The sequence below is a fragment of the Pseudoalteromonas sp. LC2018020214 genome (genome assembly GCF_016598755.1).
Taxonomy (GTDB): domain Bacteria; phylum Pseudomonadota; class Gammaproteobacteria; order Enterobacterales; family Alteromonadaceae; genus Pseudoalteromonas; species Pseudoalteromonas distincta.
On the sequence record NZ_CP066804.1, the window covers coordinates 3,660,189 to 3,678,705 of the forward strand.

General features: G+C 41.4%; 8 protein-coding genes and 3 rRNA genes. 1 reads left to right on the forward strand and 10 read right to left on the reverse strand.

All coding sequences use genetic code 11. From position 1 onward, the window contains the following. Positions 1–91: 91 nt before the first annotated feature. The 6 genes from JG479_RS16395 to JG479_RS16420 all read right to left on the reverse strand — a co-directional run bounded on the left by JG479_RS16395 (position 92) and on the right by JG479_RS16420 (position 10,062). A complete protein-coding gene (locus JG479_RS16395; protein ID WP_200219678.1) occupies positions 92–931 on the reverse strand; it encodes an alpha/beta hydrolase in 840 nt (279 codons plus the stop codon). 104 nt (positions 932–1,035) lie between these two features. Further along, on the reverse strand, positions 1,036–2,343 hold the full coding sequence (locus JG479_RS16400; RefSeq protein WP_200219679.1) for a DEAD/DEAH box helicase: 1,308 nt from the start codon (positions 2,341–2,343) through the stop codon (positions 1,036–1,038). A gap of 159 nt (positions 2,344–2,502) precedes the next feature. After that, entirely contained in the window at positions 2,503–3,693 is a 1,191-nt protein-coding gene (locus JG479_RS16405) for an alpha/beta hydrolase-fold protein (protein WP_200219680.1), read from the reverse strand. A 112-nt stretch (positions 3,694–3,805) separates the two neighbouring features. Beyond that, a complete protein-coding gene (gene glmS, locus JG479_RS16410) occupies positions 3,806–5,626 on the reverse strand; it encodes a glutamine--fructose-6-phosphate transaminase (isomerizing) (RefSeq protein WP_200219681.1) in 1,821 nt (606 codons plus the stop codon). A 46-nt stretch (positions 5,627–5,672) separates the two neighbouring features. Further along, the gene (locus JG479_RS16415; protein WP_149603401.1) at positions 5,673–6,437 is read right to left on the reverse strand and encodes a DeoR/GlpR family DNA-binding transcription regulator; all 765 of its coding nucleotides are present in this window, start codon (positions 6,435–6,437) and stop codon (positions 5,673–5,675) included. A 184-nt stretch (positions 6,438–6,621) separates the two neighbouring features. Continuing rightward, the gene (locus tag JG479_RS16420) at positions 6,622–10,062 is read right to left on the reverse strand and encodes a VCBS repeat-containing protein (RefSeq protein ID WP_200219682.1); all 3,441 of its coding nucleotides are present in this window, start codon (positions 10,060–10,062) and stop codon (positions 6,622–6,624) included. Between the two features lie 184 nt (positions 10,063–10,246). On the opposite strand from JG479_RS16420, the gene JG479_RS16425 reads away from it, so the two are divergent. Beyond that, complete coding sequence (locus JG479_RS16425; RefSeq protein WP_149603403.1) at positions 10,247–10,774, forward strand: sugar O-acetyltransferase; 528 nt, start codon at positions 10,247–10,249, stop codon at positions 10,772–10,774. A gap of 298 nt (positions 10,775–11,072) precedes the next feature. On the opposite strand, the gene rrf is transcribed toward JG479_RS16425, so the two are convergent. The 4 genes from rrf to JG479_RS16445 form a co-directional block, all read right to left on the reverse strand. Then, positions 11,073–11,187 (reverse strand): 5S ribosomal RNA (gene rrf / locus JG479_RS16430). Positions 11,188–11,332: 145 nt separating this feature from the next. Continuing rightward, a 23S ribosomal RNA gene (locus JG479_RS16435) occupies positions 11,333–14,220 on the reverse strand. Positions 14,221–14,518: 298 nt separating this feature from the next. Continuing rightward, a 16S ribosomal RNA gene (locus JG479_RS16440) occupies positions 14,519–16,054 on the reverse strand. The 16S, 23S and 5S rRNA genes sit together here, the layout of an rRNA operon. 608 nt (positions 16,055–16,662) lie before the next feature. Beyond that, positions 16,663–18,456, reverse strand: coding sequence for a choice-of-anchor I family protein (locus JG479_RS16445; protein WP_200219683.1), 1,794 nt, complete (start codon positions 18,454–18,456; stop codon positions 16,663–16,665). Between the last annotated feature and the right edge of the window lie 61 nt (positions 18,457–18,517).

The following is an 18,517-nucleotide window of genomic DNA, read 5'->3' on the forward strand; positions in this document are numbered from 1 at the left end:
TTAATTACATATTAAAAAATAAACCCATCATTAGCCAAGCTAATGATGGGTTTTAAATAACAATTTTTCTAACGTCAGTAATTTTACTGTATTACTCACTTACAGTGCTATACACCCAATCAAGTCCTTGTATTGCTGTAGTAGGAAATGCTGTTGCATGGCTAGCCCCTTCAATAACAACACTTTTTAATTGTATATTGTCACTGTTAAGTACATTAATTTTTTGCACCAATTGCTTGGCACCCTCAACCATATTTTGCCCTTCACCAAAAGCTGGTGTTTCCTTTTCACCCACCGAAATATAAACCTTAGTAGCTGTTTTTGGCCTGTGTGCCTTAAACTTTAACAATGCATTATTATTAAACCAAATAGACGGGCTACCAATAATATAATGGCTAAATAAATTCGGTTCTGTAAATAAAATAGTGGCACCAAATAAGCCGCCAAGCGAGTTACCTATGTAGGTTTTTTGTGTATGACTGGCACGGTAGTTTTGCTCAATATAAGGAAACACAGTATTTTTAATAAACTTAATGTGTCCTTGCGCATTACCTGTTTGTTTTTTCCAATCTTTTGCAAAGGTAGGTGTGTAGTCTCTAATTCGACTAGCTGATCCAATAGACCCTTTTTCATAACCAATGGCGACAATAATTGCTTGCTGCATTTTTCCGGTATTCATAGGAAATCGTGTTGCCCCTGCCACTATAGGAAACGTGTACGGCGCATCGGTTAAGTAAATAACTGGATATGTTTTATTCGGCTTATTTTTATATGACTTAGGCAATTGAATGTAGACAGAGTAAACACGCTTACTGGAAGGTTCGCTTAGTTGAATAACGCTACTTCTTGGGATTTCGTATGGGGTATTTGCACTTAATTTAAAACAAGTTAATACACAAAGCAGTAATAACAGCTTGGTTGGTAACTTCACTTAATTTCCCTTTATAAACTATAGCTACACTTATATGCGCCTAGACAGCAAAAAAGGCAGCGCCTCACAGAGGTAGCTGCCTAGTATAAAGTGATTATAAAACTTTACTTAGAACGGTTTCGCCAACCACTCCATACATCATCTACATCATCGGCTTTATTTTTTTTCTTTTTCTTGCCTGTACCTTCTGGTTTTGCCATTGGCTTTTCATTTTTAAGCGCATCAGCAGCATCAAGATTAGCTTGGTTTACAGCAAAACCGGTTACTTCTTCACGCTCTAAACGTAGCTTGTTTTTCTTCTCGATTATTTTAAAGTGATGCAAATCTTCATAATCAACCAATGAAAGCGCTAAGCCAACTTCACCAGCACGGCCGCTTCGGCCAATACGGTGCATATAATCAGAAGGGCTGCGTGGTAGGTTAAAGTTTATTACCACTGGCAGCTTTTCAATATCTAAACCACGCGCTGCAATGTCGGTTGCAATAAGTATTTCTATTTCGCCGGCTTTAAATTTTTCTATTACACGAGTACGCTCACTTTGGCCTTTATCACCATGGAAAACTTGTGCATTAACACCGCGCTTTTCAAGTTTACTAGCCAAGTGCTCACAGTCTTTTTTAGCGTTCACAAAAATCAGCACTTGGCGCCATTTATGCGTTTTAATTAAATGTGCTAAAACTGTGGTTTTTTCACCTTTGTTTACGGTAAAAACACGCTGTACTAAGGTGCTTTCATCTTTGTTTTGTACTTGTATTTCAACTGGGTCGTTTAAAAGCTCTTGCGTTAATAGCTTAACTTGCTCAGGGAAAGTTGCTGAAAACAACATGGTTTGTTTTTTAGCAGGCATTAATGCTAACAGCTGTGCAAGCTCTTCGGTAAAGCCAAGGCTTAACATGCGGTCGGCTTCATCAAGCACTAAGGTCGTCACTTTATCGAGCTTAATAGCATTGCTTGAGATTAAATCAAGCAAACGACCTGGCGTTGCAACAATAATATCGGCGCCGCCGCGCAGTGCCTGCATTTGTGTATTAACCGACACACCACCAAACACGGCCACCGTTTTAATTGCGCCATTAAAGTTAGCAGAATACGATTTAACGCTATCGGCCACCTGCGTAGCAAGCTCACGGGTAGGTACTAAAATAAGCCCCGTTACAAAATTACCTTTGCTGGCAGTATTTTTAGCGCCCTGCTCTAAAAATAGGGTTTGTAGCATAGGTAAAGCAAACGTCGCTGTTTTACCTGAGCCAGTATTTGCCCCCGCAATTAAGTCACTTCCCGTCAAAATACTCGGAATTGCTTGTGCCTGAATAGGTGTAGGTTGTGTGTATTCAAGATCAGACAATCGAGCAATTAGCTCTGGAATTAGGCCAAGTTCGTTGAAATTACTAGGATTTGCGGCTGAGGTCATAAAATTTGCGGGCTCATTACTAAAATAGCCTGCAATTTTAGCGTATTTATTACCCGTTAAGTAGGGGTTAGTGATTTTAATGTGGTTTTAGAAAAAGAGAAAAGCTGTTACTCCCTTTTCTCTTTAAATATATAACAATCGAGTTGGATTAAAAAGTGGTTATGTTTCGTCTTTGCCTAAAGCTATTTGTAGTCTAGCTTTTGTTTCTTTTAAGTAATTTATATAAGGGTATGAGTCATCTGCAATTGCTAGAGCAGATTCCATATTTTCAAGCGCTTGACGAGTATCACCCTGCATTTCATAACCATAAGATAAGGCTGAAAGCGCATCGACTGATTTTGGGTAGTTTTTTATATTGTACTTAAACACCTCAATAGCACGGGTAAATTGCTTGCTGCCCGTTAAGTTATAACCGAGCGATCTAACAGCGCGATCCGGTGGCGCAATCTGCTCGCCCCATTGTTGAGATAAGTTTTGATAATAAGCATCAATAGAGGCTACATCGTCAGTTAAATCACTTATGGGCATTTGTTTAGGCAAAAATAAGTTGTGATAGGCATTAAATGCACCAGCAACGGAAGTCAGGTTATGCGAGACACCGTCAAACGCATCACTAAAGAAGCGTAGCTCTCGCACTTTATACGATTGCAGTGATTGCTGCAATTCATCGTACCTTTCGCGCATTATCCCGGCTTCTTCGCCAATATTGATATAAACGTAGTTATTCAGGTCTTTCGTTTTAGCTATAAACGATTTTGTACTTTTTACCGATGCGCCATAGTTCCACCAAACGGCAGGGCTGTAAGCAATATGCGCTTGGAAAAGCTCAGGGTTAGCTTGCATAGTATAAAGTGCAAACACGCCTGCTGCTGAGCCCCCAGCAATCACATTAAAGTTATGCGTACGATAGTTTTTATTAATTAAGGGCATAAGCTCTTGCTCAATAAATGCTAAAAACTTTGCTGCACCACCGCCTTCACCTACCGGGCCTTGTGGCTCTTTATTAACTGTGGGGTATAAATCTCTTAAGCGATTGGTGTTTTCAATAGCGACAATAATAACCTCAGGCGCACGATTATTATTTTGCAGTCGATCCATTACAGCACTTATAAGCGGTATGTTACCCGCGCCATCTAGGCGATAAATAACTGGATAAACTTTGTTTGGATTAGCTTGGTAACTCTTTGGAAGTTGAACTACAACGGTACGTAGCTCATTTAAAATTACTGAATTGATAGTATGCGTTTGTTGCGTATAGCTAATGGTTTGCTGTTTTAAATCAGGCTCTGCAAGTGTGTTATTAGAAACTATAAATAAGCTACATATAAAAATAGCAGTGAATAAACGCATAGCTAATCCTTTAGAAAATAGTGTGTTATTTAATCTAACAGGCTTTGAGGTACAAAAAAAGGCGCATTGAGCGCCTTTTTATCTTTAACAGGTAATTACCAACCTATTGATTTTACTCAACCGTAACAGATTTAGCTAAGTTACGAGGTTGGTCAACGTCGGTACCTTTAATTACCGCTACGTAGTACGACAGTAACTGTAATGGCAGTGTGTAAACAATTGGCGCAATAATGTCGTCAGTGTGGTTTACGTTGATAACACGCATTGTATCGTCTGACTCAAAGTGTGAATCTTTATCTGCGAATACGTAAATAATGCCGCCACGTGCGCGTACTTCTTCTACGTTTGATTTAAGCTTTTCTAATAACTCATTGTTTGGTGCTACAACAATAATTGGCATGTCAGCATCAATAAGTGCGAGTGGGCCATGTTTTAGCTCGCCCGCTGCGTAGGCTTCTGCGTGAATGTACGAAATTTCTTTAAGCTTAAGCGCACCTTCCATTGCGATTGGATATTGTGAGCCACGACCTAAAAACAGTGAGTGATGCTTGTCGGCAAATTCTTCTGCAAGGTCTGCAATGCCATCTGCAAGCAGTAATGTTTCTTCAAGCTTAGCAGGTAGTACTTTTATAGCATTTACAATAGCACTTTGGTCAAGCTGTTTTTCTTGAGCTATAGACGCAGTAAGCATTAACAAACCAACTAATTGCGTTGTAAATGCTTTAGTAGAAGCCACGCCTATTTCAGCACCAGCTTTGGTCATAAAGGCAAGGTCTGATTCGCGTACAAGCGATGAACCAGGTACGTTACAAATGGTCATTGAGGCCATGTAACCTTGCTCTTTAGCTAGGCGTAATGCAGCTAGCGTATCGGCAGTTTCACCTGATTGAGAAATAGTAACAAGTAAGCTATTTTCATGAACAAACGACTGACGGTATCTAAATTCAGAAGCTATTTCTACATTACAGCTAACGCCTGCAAATTGCTCAAGCCAATAACGTGCAACCATACCTGAATGGTAAGACGTGCCACAGGCAATAATTTGCACGTGTTTTACGTCTTTAAATATTTGCTGAGCGCTTTCGCCAAACGCATCAATTGCTACGCGGTCGTCGTTTAAACGCCCTTCAAGGGTATTACGTACTGCAAGTGGCTGCTCGTAGATTTCTTTTAGCATGTAGTGGCGGTAATCGCCTTTGCCTGATGCATCTTGCGTAATGTTTGACTCAATCACTTCACGCTCAACTGCGTCGCCGTTTTCGTCAAAAATTTCTACTGTATCACGTGTAATACGCGCTACATCGCCTTCTTCTAAAAAGATGAAGCTACGAGTAACAGGTAATAGTGCTAACTGATCAGAAGCTATAAAGTTTTCGCCAAGGCCTAAACCAATAACAAGAGGGCTACCTGAGCGCGCTACAATGATTTCGTTGTCGTTTGCTTTATCAAATACAACTGTACCAAACGCACCTTCAAATTGCTTAACAGCTGCCTTTACTGCTGCAAGTAAACTAGTGTGCTGCTTACGAAGCTTATGAATTAAGTGCACCATTACTTCGGTATCGGTTTCAGATAGAAACTCGTAACCTTCTTCTTTAAGCGATGCGCGTAAGCTTGCGTGGTTTTCAATAATACCGTTGTGCACGAGTGCTAGCTGGTTGTTTGATACATGCGGGTGTGCGTTTTCTTCTGTAACGCTACCATGTGTTGCCCAGCGAGTGTGTGCAATACCTGTATGACCGCTAACGCCTGCTTTCTTAAGTGCAGCTTCTACGTTTACTACTTTACCTACTGCTTTAACAGTATTAAGTGTGTTGCCATCAAGCAATGCTACGCCTGCTGAGTCATAACCACGGTATTCAAGACGTTTAAGGCCTTCAACTAAAATTTTGTTTACTGGACGTTCTGCAACTGCCCCAACTATTCCACACATAGTGTCTCCATTAATTTTTTAATTCTAGTAACTCACTTTGTAGTTACTATTCAATAATCTCTGCGCAAATTAGTTTTACACCACACGCCTCAATTGCTTTGCGCTTTTCGTCTGCCAAGCCATCATCGGTTATTAATGTGGTTACTATTTTCCACGGTAATTCTAAATTTGGTATTTTTCGGCCAATCTTATCTGATTCAACCATTACAATTACTTCACGAGCCGCTTTTGCCATTACTTGGCTCAAACCAACTAACTCATTAAAGGTTGTTGTGCCACGTTTTACATCTATACCATCCGCACCAATAAAGAGCTGATCGAAGTCGTAAGAGCATAATACATTTTCGGCAACTTGCCCCTGAAACGACTCAGAATGCGGATCCCACGTCCCACCGGTCATCAAAAGTGTTGGCTCGTTCTCAAGTGCTAATAAACGACTCGCTACTTTAATTGCGTTTGTCATTACAACTAGCCCACGCTTATCAGCAAGCTCGGGGATCATCGCAGCAGTAGTACGCCCGCTATCAATAATAATGCGGTTATGATCTTTTATAAGTTTTGCTGCAGCCTTAGCTATTGCGACTTTGCGCTTTGAATCTACTTCATCGCTAACAATTTCTTTAGGTAGTGCAATAGCACCACCGTAGCGGCGAAGTAATAAGCCACTTTTTTCAAGCGAGGTTAAATCTTTTCGAATGGTTACTTCAGATGTTTGAAACTGCTGTGCTAACTTTTCAACGGCTACTTCACCTAATTCATTAACTTGAACCAGTATATTGTGACGACGCTGCTGTGTGTTTCGTTTAGTCATAAAGCTCGTGAATTAAGTTTCATTTCGAAAGTTATGCGATTTTAAACGAAACAACCTAAATGGCAAGTGAATGAGTAAAAAAAGCGCAATGTGCGCTTTTTAATTTAACAGCATGTAGATGTGGTGAAACATTCTAACTTGCCCAGTGAGCTAGAAACTAGATTACTGAGCACGCTATTATTTTTTAGTTCAAATAAGGATATATTAAAAACTCACTACCTAAAATATATAAACTCCAAGAATCACGCTCATCTTTTTGAATTAATACATCGTGGTAATTATTCGAGATTTGTGGACTCTCCCAAATAACTTGATTTGATAACTTATCCACTAGGCTAATTGTTTTTTCTATAGAGTAATGCGCCAGATAGTTTCGGCCATAAACGCCACCTATAGTTTCATCGAGGATTTTCTCTTTGTGGTAAATTGTAAAGCCCTTAATTTGTTGTTCGTCCAAAATTTCTAATGCTTTCGTTTTCGTATCTAATACTATTAAACCACCTTCTTCATCGAAACTTCCAAAAGTACGATAATCAATTATTAGCTCTAGTTGAGGATCTGAATCTAGCTGAGTAGCGTGTACATGCGCTACATGACTTGTTGTTTCTTGTAAGAAATCTAAAGGTACAGGCCAATTGCTACTGTCAATTGAAATGGGTGATAAGCTTGGATTTTCGTAAAAAGCTATACCTAAATCGTAATAACCTATTATTATTTTTGACAACTCCTCAGACGGCAAGTAAGGAAAGTAGGCTCTTGATACGACTTCTCCTGTTTGTTTAGCGATTGTGTAATATCTAATATCACTTTTAAAGCTCAAGTGTGTTTCGGACTCTGTAAAAGCAAAATCATACGAATTAGAAAAAGTCACTTCTGCAACGCTAGTTTGCCAAATTACACTGGTTGAACCTGTATTGCGTTTAACAATAAATGTCTCGTTGTTAATTTGAGTTAATGAATACTCAATTTGATTTTCATTATCTTGCGTTAACAGCATCTCTCCAGTGAAAGTAACAGGTGCATTATTGTGCGTTACCTTAGCCGAACGGCCAAAATCTGAAATGCTAACCGTATCATCAACAGCACCAACAATATGAAGATTAGGAAGTTGACCTTGAGCCACTGATGAATACTCAAGCTGCCATAGCCCATTCTCATAGCTAAAGCTTTGCATCGTATATTCTTCGTATAAATAACTTCCTTCTAAACTATCTGTTTTGCTTACTAATAATGACTGTATTCCATCATTATCAAAATCAACAGCTCCTATTACTCTCCCAATGGGGTTTTCAGCAATAGATACAGAGAACAATTGCCACTGCTGATCAAAGTAATAAAGCTCTTTTGAATTAGAAAAATAAACATGACTATAAGGACTATCTACTTCAAGGCTAATCGAAATACCATCATTGAAATTAGTCTCAAACTTTTCACTACCCACCTGCAGTTCACCATCTTCCCACCATATTAGTTCACTATAATGTTCGGAGGCCTTATATCTAGTTACACGACAATTATCACCACTGGTAAATGCCTTAAATTTATATTCAGAGTAGGGTCCTATCAGGTATTTGTTCTGTTTGACATCAAATATACTTTCCCTATCAATTAACTCTTTAAAGCCGTCGTTATTCAAATCACAAACTTGAATCAAGCTATTTGAATAATTAAGTGAAAGGTCCGGCGCAACAATAAGCGTAGTGATAGAAAGATCATTTCCATTAATAAGATAGCTATCATACGAATGCCCCGCCGAAAGAAGAATATCTTCAATACCATCGCCGTTATAATCAAATACCATAGAGTTATAATTCTCAGCCGAAACATCATCTATCAGCAAACTACTTGAACCCTCATTAGTTAAAAATATTTGATGTTTAGCTGCCTCTTGGTTGTAAGTAATACTTAGCCAATTTAGTTGCGTCCCTGACTGATTAAGAAATGCACCTACATGCTCAACATTTGAAGGTAAGGGAGGTATCCATTTATTGTATTCTAGCAACCCTGTCTCACTGAGACTTAAGATATAATTATCATTACCGCGTAATACACCCCTTTTTTGGTTCGAAAGCTTAATTGAAGCTACACTGGATGTTGAGTTGTTCACATAACCAACTGAGCGATTATCTACGCCACCGAGTGATTGAAGGTTGATTTGGTGCTTAATTCTTATTTGATTGTCAGAGTTTGAGATATCAACAGCAAAATTTACGTTTAAATTACTACCAAAGTCAGGCGCGTTGCTTAACCAATTAATCTCTCCCTGTTCTGAAATCGAGATATTACTTGGCCCATAAGCAATTTTGTATTCAAAAGGACCATCGAACTCATCATTAGATAAGTTAATAATGGCTGTATAGTGTTCACCTAATTCTATTTCATCATATGCAGTAATGTCAGAAACAATTGCTGGCAGTTTTTCTAATTTAAACTCATGCTCCACAGTATTTTCTGCACCACTTGGGTCTACAACTGTTAACGAAATACGATAAAGGCCAGGTAGGTCTCCAATAAAGTCAATTTTGCTACCGGTGCCAAGTTGCCAACTAGCATTCTGCGGAAAAGTTATTAATTTCCACTCATAACCTAATGGTTCAAAATCAGGGTCCTTGGACTGCGTTGCATCAAGAGTAAGAATAGAGTGTCGTAGAGCTTTGTTCGAGCCTGAAATACTTGCTATAGGAATAGAGTTGGCAGTATTGTTATAAACATTATCTAAGTCAGTTAAATAAAACTCTAGAGGCAAAAATTCATTAGATAGATGTATGGTCGAAATACCATTAGCTTTGAGATCTACACTAGCAGTATTTTGTGATATTAGGGTGTACTTTGCTCCTATTATTGAAGGCAGAGATATATCATTGGTTGGATAAAACTCATCAGTTTTTATTGTTAGTTTTCCTAAATCACTAAAATAAACTTCACCATTAAAACCAACACCATACCCAACATTGGTTGCATCTAAAACAGCATCAAGCCTTACATTAGAGAATAAAATATCAAGCGAATTTTCATCAGCACCTTTAAATTGAATATTCACAGTAGCGCTACTGTCACTATTTACTCCCTGACTATTAGCAATAGCAAAACCTTCTGTTAAATAGGTAACCCCAAGCACTTCGTTACTAATTGTTAAACTAGGTACTACCCCATATTCTAAAACAAATTCAGCGTTAGAGTTTTCGATATAAATATCAGATTGCCCATTAAAAACCCACCCAGCAGCAGAGCAATTGTTATAAGTAATTATATAGTGCTGATTAGCCTCTTCCTCTTTCATGTCAGCAGAGCCAGTAACACAACCGAAATTATCAGATTGGTTATCTAGCACTGGGTCGTGGAGAAATAGATTTTGATAATCCTCTCCAAATACTATGGAATTTAGGCTATCTATTAGATATGAGTACTGAGTTGTTAGTTGAGTTACATTACTTGCTGTTATTTCGAATAAAGATAATTCACCGTCATAGGTAGGCGTATTTTGATAATCAGGCTTAACAAATTTAGTTTTTCCAGAAGAACCAGAATCATTATTAGCAGGTTGGCTGGCATCATTACCCCCTCCCCCACAACCGGCTAAAATAATTGTTAAACAGAATAATTTAGTTAGTTTATTTAATTTCATTACTTACTCCTTGTAACATGAATTTTACATTATTAAAGCTTTTTTAAAAAGGAATATAATAAAAGTCAAAATTTGTTTAAAACCTTTTTAGCCCATACAAAAAGGTAATAACAACTTTTCAGTAAAATATATAAGCATGAGATAATACTTAATAATGTATGTATATAAATGAATAACAAACTCAATGAAATTATTTAATAGCGTGACTAAGCCATATTTAATGCAAAGAAAACAAACAGGCGAGATATGCCGATTATTCAATAAAAGCCCGAGCAAAGGTAATTTAAAGCGTATTAAAGAGCTGTTCGCACAATGCGGTGAAGAGGTAATTATAGAATCAGGTTTTCATTGCGATTACGGCAATCATATAGTTATTGGTGATCGTACTTTTATAAATGTTAATTGCACACTTCTCGATTCGCCATTAGCCAATTACTCAATCACCATTGGTGATGACTGCTTAATAGGCCCGAACGTTCAGCTTTTAGCTGTGTCACATGCTACTAATCCAGCAGAAAGGCTTAATAAGGAAAACTTTGCAGCACCTATCGCGTTAGGCAATAACGTATGGATTGGCGCAGGCGCTATTATTCTTGCTGGAGTTAATATAGGCGAAAATAGTATTGTGGGTGCAGGATCTGTAGTAACTAAAAATGTAATGGCTAATACCGTAGTAGCGGGTAATCCAGCTCGTGAAATAAGAACACTATAGTTATTACCGATGTGATGTTAGCGTCGGGAGTCACTACGCTCGACCGACCTACGTGGTGAGTTTAAATGAGTGTGTATCTTACTTTTCTGCAGACGTAAAAAGCCCGACTATTTCTAGTCAGACTCTCTACAATTTGAAGTCTGGTAGTGTCGTAGTGCCCACAGCGGTGGAGAGCCACATAGCAAATGCTACACTCTCTTTGTGTCGCGATATGAGTGTGTATTAATTGCGCGTATTTCACTTTTCTGCAGACGTAAAAAAGCCCGACTATTTCTAGTCGGGCTCTCTACAATTTGAAGCCTGGTAATGTCCTACTTTCACATAGCAAATGCTACACTATCATCGGCGCTGTTTCGTTTCACTACTGAGTTCGGCATGGAGTCAGGTGGGTCCAAAACGCTATTGTCACCAAGCAAATTTGGGCGTTAATTCGTATTTCTACGCACTAACTGAATTTGGAAAATATCTGATAATATTTTTTAAGTCTTTCTAAGTAATGTCTACTTTAGTCATATTAACTTCTGTCTAAACTGTCGCATAAAACGCGTTTGGCGTTGTATGGTTAAGCCTCACGGGTAATTAGTACAAGTTAGCTTAATGGCTCACACCACTTCCACATCTTGCCTATCAACGTTGTAGTCTTCAACGGCCCTTCAGAGACTTTAAAAGTCTAGTGAGAACTCATCTCGAGGCCTGCTTCGCGCTTAGATGCTTTCAGCGCTTATCAGTTCCGAACGTAGCTACCGGGCAATGCCATTGGCATGACAACCCGAACACCAGCGGTTCGTTCACTCCGGTCCTCTCGTACTAGGAGCAACCCCTCTCAATTCTCAAACGCCCACGGCAGATAGGGACCGAACTGTCTCACGACGTTCTAAACCCAGCTCGCGTACCACTTTAAATGGCGAACAGCCATACCCTTGGGACCGACTTCAGCCCCAGGATGTGATGAGCCGACATCGAGGTGCCAAACACCGCCGTCGATATGAACTCTTGGGCGGTATCAGCCTGTTATCCCCGGAGTACCTTTTATCCGTTGAGCGATGGCCCTTCCATTCAGAACCACCGGATCACTATGACCTACTTTCGTACCTGCTCGACGTGTCTGTCTCGCAGTTAAGCTGGCTTCTACCATTACACTAACCGTACGATGTCCGACCGTACTTAGCCAACCTTCGTGCTCCTCCGTTACTCTTTAGGAGGAGACCGCCCCAGTCAAACTACCCACCAGGCACTGTCCGTAACCCCGATTCAGGGGCCAACGTTAGAACATCAAAACTACAAGGGTGGTATTTCAAGGTTGACTCCACAACAACTAGCGTCGCTGCTTCAAAGTCTCCCACCTATCCTACACATGTAGGTTCAATGTTCAGTGCCAAGCTGTAGTAAAGGTTCACGGGGTCTTTCCGTCTAGCCGCGGGTACACAGCATCTTCACTGCGATTTCAATTTCACTGAGTCTCGGGTGGAGACAGCGTGGCCATGGTTACACCATTCGTGCAGGTCGGAACTTACCCGACAAGGAATTTCGCTACCTTAGGACCGTTATAGTTACGGCCGCCGTTTACCGGGGCTTCGATCAAGAGCTTCTCCCTAAGGATAACCCCATCAATTAACCTTCCGGCACCGGGCAGGTGTCACACCGTATACGTCATCTTGCGATTTTGCACAGTGCTGTGTTTTTAATAAACAGTCCCAGCCACCTGGTCACTGCGGCTCCCGTCCGCTTAGAGAGCAAGTCTCATCACAGATAGGAGCGTACCTTCTCCCGAAGTTACGGTACGATTTTGCCTAGTTCCTTCACCCGAGTTCTCTCAAGCGCCTTAGTATTCTCTACCTGACCACCTGTGTCGGTTTGGGGTACGATTCCATATAATCTGAAGCTTAGAGGCTTTTCCTGGAAGTATGGCATCAACAACTTCATCACCGTAGTGACTCGTCTCGTGTCTCAGTCTTAATAGCAACCCGGATTTACCTAAGTCGCCAACCTACTCACTTTCACATGGACTACCAACGCCATGCTTGTTTAGCCTGCTCCGTCCCCCCATCGCAATTATATCGAGTACAGAAATATTAATCTGTTTCCCATCGACTACGCCTTTCGGCCTCGCCTTAGGGGTCGACTTACCCTACCCTGATTAACATGGGATAGGAACCCTTGGTCTTCCGGCGTGGGAGTTTTTCACTCCCATTATCGTTACTCATGTCAGCATTCGCACTTCTGATACGTCCAGCATACCTCCCGGTACACCTTCAACCGCTTACAGAACGCTCCCCTACCACTCATCCTAAGATGAATCCGCAGCTTCGGTGCATAGTTTAGCCCCGTTACATCTTCCGCGCAGACCGACTCGACCAGTGAGCTATTACGCTTTCTTTAAAGGATGGCTGCTTCTAAGCCAACCTCCTGGCTGTCTGGGCCTTTCCACATCGTTTCCCACTTAACTATGACTTTGGGACCTTAGCTGGCGGTCTGGGTTGTTTCCCTCTTCACGACGGACGTTAGCACCCGCCGTGTGTCTCCCGGATATTACTTTACGGTATTCGGAGTTTGCAAAGGGTTGGTAAGTCGGGATGACCCCCTAGCCTTAACAGTGCTCTACCCCCGTAAGTATTCGTCCGAGGCTCTACCTAAATAGATTTCGGGGAGAACCAGCTATCTCCCGGTTTGATTAGCCTTTCACTCCTAGCCACAGGTCATCCCCTAACTTTTCAACGTTAGTGGGTTCGGTCCTCCAGTTGATGTTACTCAACCTTCAACCTGCCCATGGCTAGATCACCGGGTTTCGGGTCTATACCTTGCAACTAGTCGCCCAGTTAAGACTCGGTTTCCCTACGGCTACCCTATTCGGTTAACCTCGCTACAAAATATAAGTCGCTGACCCATTATACAAAAGGTACGCAGTCACCCAACAAGTGGGCTCCTACTGCTTGTACGTACACGGTTTCAGGTTCTATTTCACTCCCCTCACAGGGGTTCTTTTCGCCTTTCCCTCACGGTACTGGTTCACTATCGGTCAGTTGGGAGTATTTAGCCTTAGATGATGGTCCACCTATATTCAGTCAAAGTTTCACGTGCTCCGACCTACTCGATTTCACTTAAAATGTCTTTTCATGTACGGGACTATCACCCTGTATCGTGGCACTTTCCAGAGCCTTCCATTAACACATAATAAGCTTAAGGGCTGTTCCGATTTCGCTCGCCGCTACTTTCGGAATCTCGGTTGATTTCTTTTCCTACGGGTACTTAGATGTTTCAGTTCTCCGCGTTCGCCTCGTTAACCTATGTATTCAGTTAACGATACCTGCAAGCAGGTGGGTTTCCCCATTCGGAAATCCTAGTCTCAAGCGCTTTTTACTAGCTTGACTAGGCTTATCGCAAGTTAATACGTCCTTCATCGCCTCCAACTGCCAAGGCATCCACCGTGTACGCTTAGTCACTTAACCATACAACCCAAACGGGTCTTTGTTTTGTGACAGTTTAACTTCGCCAGAAGTTAATATTGAATACTAAAGTAGATACCAATCAATCAACTCATAAGAGTTAATTAAATGGCACTGAATGGTACTGCTACCATTCTTTTTTTACTTTTGAAAACTCTTGATAAATACAATGTATCTATCAGAATTTTATTATCAGCTTTTCCAAATTTTTAAAGAGCATATTAATTAGTTATTCCGAAGAACAAGCACTAATTAACAATCATCTGTGTGGACACTACGAACAAATAAGTTCTAAATCGTATAAGGAGGTGATCCAGCCCCAGGTTCCCCTAGGGCTACCTTGTTACGACTTCACCCCAGTCATGAATCACTCCGTGGTAAACGTCCTCCCGAGGGTTAGACTATCTACTTCTGGAGCAACCCACTCCCATGGTGTGACGGGCGGTGTGTACAAGGCCCGGGAACGTATTCACCGCGTCATTCTGATACGCGATTACTAGCGATTCCGACTTCATGGAGTCGAGTTGCAGACTCCAATCCGGACTACGACGCACTTTAAGTGATTCGCTTACTCTCGCGAGTTCGCAGCACTCTGTATGCGCCATTGTAGCACGTGTGTAGCCCTACACGTAAGGGCCATGATGACTTGACGTCGTCCCCACCTTCCTCCGGTTTATCACCGGCAGTCTCCTTAGAGTTCTCAGCATTACCTGCTAGCAACTAAGGATAGGGGTTGCGCTCGTTGCGGGACTTAACCCAACATCTCACAACACGAGCTGACGACAGCCATGCAGCACCTGTATCAGAGTTCCCGAAGGCACCAAACCATCTCTGGTAAGTTCTCTGTATGTCAAGTGTAGGTAAGGTTCTTCGCGTTGCATCGAATTAAACCACATGCTCCACCGCTTGTGCGGGCCCCCGTCAATTCATTTGAGTTTTAACCTTGCGGCCGTACTCCCCAGGCGGTCTACTTAATGCGTTAGCTTTGAAAAACAGAACCGAGGCTCCGAGCTTCTAGTAGACATCGTTTACGGCGTGGACTACCGGGGTATCTAATCCCGTTTGCTCCCCACGCTTTCGTACATGAGCGTCAGTGTTGACCCAGGTGGCTGCCTTCGCCATCGGTATTCCTTCAGATCTCTACGCATTTCACCGCTACACCTGAAATTCTACCACCCTCTATCACACTCTAGTTTGCCAGTTCGAAATGCAGTTCCCAGGTTGAGCCCGGGGCTTTCACATCTCGCTTAACAAACCGCCTGCGTACGCTTTACGCCCAGTAATTCCGATTAACGCTCGCACCCTCCGTATTACCGCGGCTGCTGGCACGGAGTTAGCCGGTGCTTCTTCTGTCAGTAACGTCACAGCTAGCAGGTATTAACTACTAACCTTTCCTCCTGACTGAAAGTGCTTTACAACCCGAAGGCCTTCTTCACACACGCGGCATGGCTGCATCAGGCTTGCGCCCATTGTGCAATATTCCCCACTGCTGCCTCCCGTAGGAGTCTGGGCCGTGTCTCAGTCCCAGTGTGGCTGATCATCCTCTCAAACCAGCTAGGGATCGTCGCCTTGGTGAGCCATTACCTCACCAACTAGCTAATCCCACTTGGGCCAATCTAAAGGCGAGAGCCGAAGCCCCCTTTGGTCCGTAGACATTATGCGGTATTAGCAGTCGTTTCCAACTGTTGTCCCCCACCTCAAGGCATGTTCCCAAGCATTACTCACCCGTCCGCCGCTCGTCAGCAAAGTAGCAAGCTACTTTCTGTTACCGCTCGACTTGCATGTGTTAGGCCTGCCGCCAGCGTTCAATCTGAGCCATGATCAAACTCTTCAATTAAAAAGTTTTATGTCTTTCGACAGCTCAATGAATTCTGAATTTTTTAATATCTTTCGATATTGAATTGACTGTGCCGAATAATTACCGAAATAACTATTCTGTTGGTCACTCAGTTTTCAATTGAGACTCTAATTTGTTTGCCTCGCTACCTAAGTAGTTTGGCTGTTAGAACTCAATCTGTACGAGTGCCCACACAGATGATTGCTTTATATTGTTAAAGAACGTTTTGAGTCGCTTTAGCGCCTCAAGGGATGCGAATAATACACCCTTTATTTTTCGAGTCAACACTTTGTTTTAAACTTTCTTTCGACAATTTAAAACCGAAGTTTTATTTAACTCTCTGAGTAGTTCGTGCCTCGCTATGCTTCGGCGTTTCCCGTCTCAGTGGGGTCGCATTATAGGGAGATTCGAGCGGGGGTCAATGTTTTATTTCAGCTTTTTGACAATTAAATGAATTTAGTATGAAAGCTATACAAATAAAGGGCTACAGGATACTTTTAGTTTAAAAAACACGCACAATATAAGTATCTATTGATGAGGTATTAGTAAGGTTTAAACTAAGCTGTATGTTAAACAAACAACACACAGCTTTATTTTAAATTAAAGGTTTATTTAGATGCTATTTCCCATACGGCAATAGAGCCTGATATTTCATTTCCAACGATTAAGAGTGGGTTTCCTGTGGCACTTTGCTCAGCTGGAACGAATACCATTCCTTCAGGCGCTAAATCGCCTGTAATATTAGCGTCTTTAATTAAGCCTCTATTATAGAAGTAGTCTTCAAACTGCACATTATATGGATTGGTAATATCATAAACCATAATCCCACCCATACGCTCAAGCCCTATAAAAGCAAATGTACGATCGTCAATTTTACCAATAGTCAGCGCTTCTGGCTCTGCGCCTTTATCATCTGAGCGTGAGTCACCTTTGTTTTCATCTTCATTGTTGTTAAATGCTTCACCATGAACCGATGCAGTAATACGACCTATATCATCGCCTGAATCAAACACCACCAGCCCATTGCTGTCCCAAATGGTAAACGAACGTGCACCATAAGCATAAAGCGATTCGTATTGACCATCGTTATTAGTATCGCCTTTTATTGTTGTTACTTTTAAGCGACCAATATCGTTATCGTCGTTATTTAAGTAATCAAAATTAGCTGCAAGCGTTAAGTCTTCAACGCGGCTCTCATCTATATATGCTAAGCAGCCGTCGTCTTTATCGTAATCAAGTCCGCCCTTTGCTATACAGTCTGCTTCATCCGTTGTATCAAAAAAGTATTCTCTTGCGTCACCTTCGTTGGCAGTGACTATAAAGTTAGCGCCTTTCCAACTAAAGCTTGAGATAGTATCGGGCTGGTACATACCATAGAGCCCTGGGTATGATTTAAAATTAACGCCGCCATCTTTATCTGAGGCATCAAGTTGTAAGCTTGACCAATCTTTAAAGCCTAAGCCCTTTAGCTCAAGGCTGTTGTCTTGTAGGTTAACTATTGCAAGTGCATTGTTTTCTTGAATAGATACATAAGCGTATTTGTTATCTTTAGAAATGCTAACGTACTCGGGCTCTAAATCCATAGCTACTGTGGTATTTATCAGATTACCGTTAATAGTACGACCATTGGGGTTTGCAAAAACGACCCCTTGCGCTTCTAGTTCGGTTTGTTTGTTGTTATAGGCTTTAAAATAAATATTTAGTGCTGTATCGGCTATTACATTATTTGTTATATCGATAATACTAATAGAACCTTCAGGATCTACGCTGTAGTCGCCACTTGGTTCACCTTCGTTAGCAACCACTGCCTTTGCGCCATCATGGGTGAACGTCACCATGTCTGGTAAAAATCCGACTGTAACATTTTTAATAAATACAGGTGAGTCGCCGCTTATATCGTAAAAAGCAATTTGACCTGCATCACCCGTGCTTTTAGCAGCCATTGCGACCGCTAGTAAATTATTATTTTCATCAATAGCAATGCTGTTTGCATCGCCTTGGGTATGCTCGTTTAAAGACAACGTAATAACGGACGTTAAATTTGTGGCGCTGATAACCCCTTCGTTATCTTTAACAAGTGCGGCAGTATCAAAGGTGTCGGCGGGTAAAATATTAATAACAGAGTCATCGCCTGAACTGTTAATAGCGTAAATCCATTTTTTAGATGCTTGGTAAGCAACTATTTCAGCGGCACCTTCTGGACTTTGTGCATTTAATACTCCTCTTCCTACGAGGCTGATATTTAATACTGAATTAGCATTTACACCATTTATCCCATTAATGCCATTTGCGCCTTGTTCTCCCTGTAATCCTTGAGAGCCGTTTTGGCCATCGTCACCATCAAGTGAGCAACCAGTAAGAACAGATATAAGTGACAGCGCAATAATTGATTTTTTAAACATGTGATTTTCCTTAGTATTGTATTTGCTAAATATCAACACACAGGCATGACAAGATTATGGC

Bases quoted from the DNA above. Each gene is read 5' to 3' on its own strand.
- JG479_RS16400 (WP_200219679.1), bottom strand. From the start codon at position 2,343: ATGACCTCAGCCGCAAATCCTAGTAATTTCAACGAACTTGGCCTAATT.
- JG479_RS16405 (WP_200219680.1), bottom strand. From the start codon at position 3,693: ATGCGTTTATTCACTGCTATTTTTATATGTAGCTTATTTATAGTTTCT.
- glmS (WP_200219681.1), bottom strand. From the start codon at position 5,626: ATGTGTGGAATAGTTGGGGCAGTTGCAGAACGTCCAGTAAACAAAATT.
- JG479_RS16415 (WP_149603401.1), bottom strand. From the start codon at position 6,437: ATGACTAAACGAAACACACAGCAGCGTCGTCACAATATACTGGTTCAA.
- JG479_RS16420 (WP_200219682.1), bottom strand. From the start codon at position 10,062: ATGAAATTAAATAAACTAACTAAATTATTCTGTTTAACAATTATTTTA.
- JG479_RS16425 (WP_149603403.1), top strand. From the start codon at position 10,247: ATGAAATTATTTAATAGCGTGACTAAGCCATATTTAATGCAAAGAAAA.
- JG479_RS16445 (WP_200219683.1), bottom strand. From the start codon at position 18,456: ATGTTTAAAAAATCAATTATTGCGCTGTCACTTATATCTGTTCTTACT.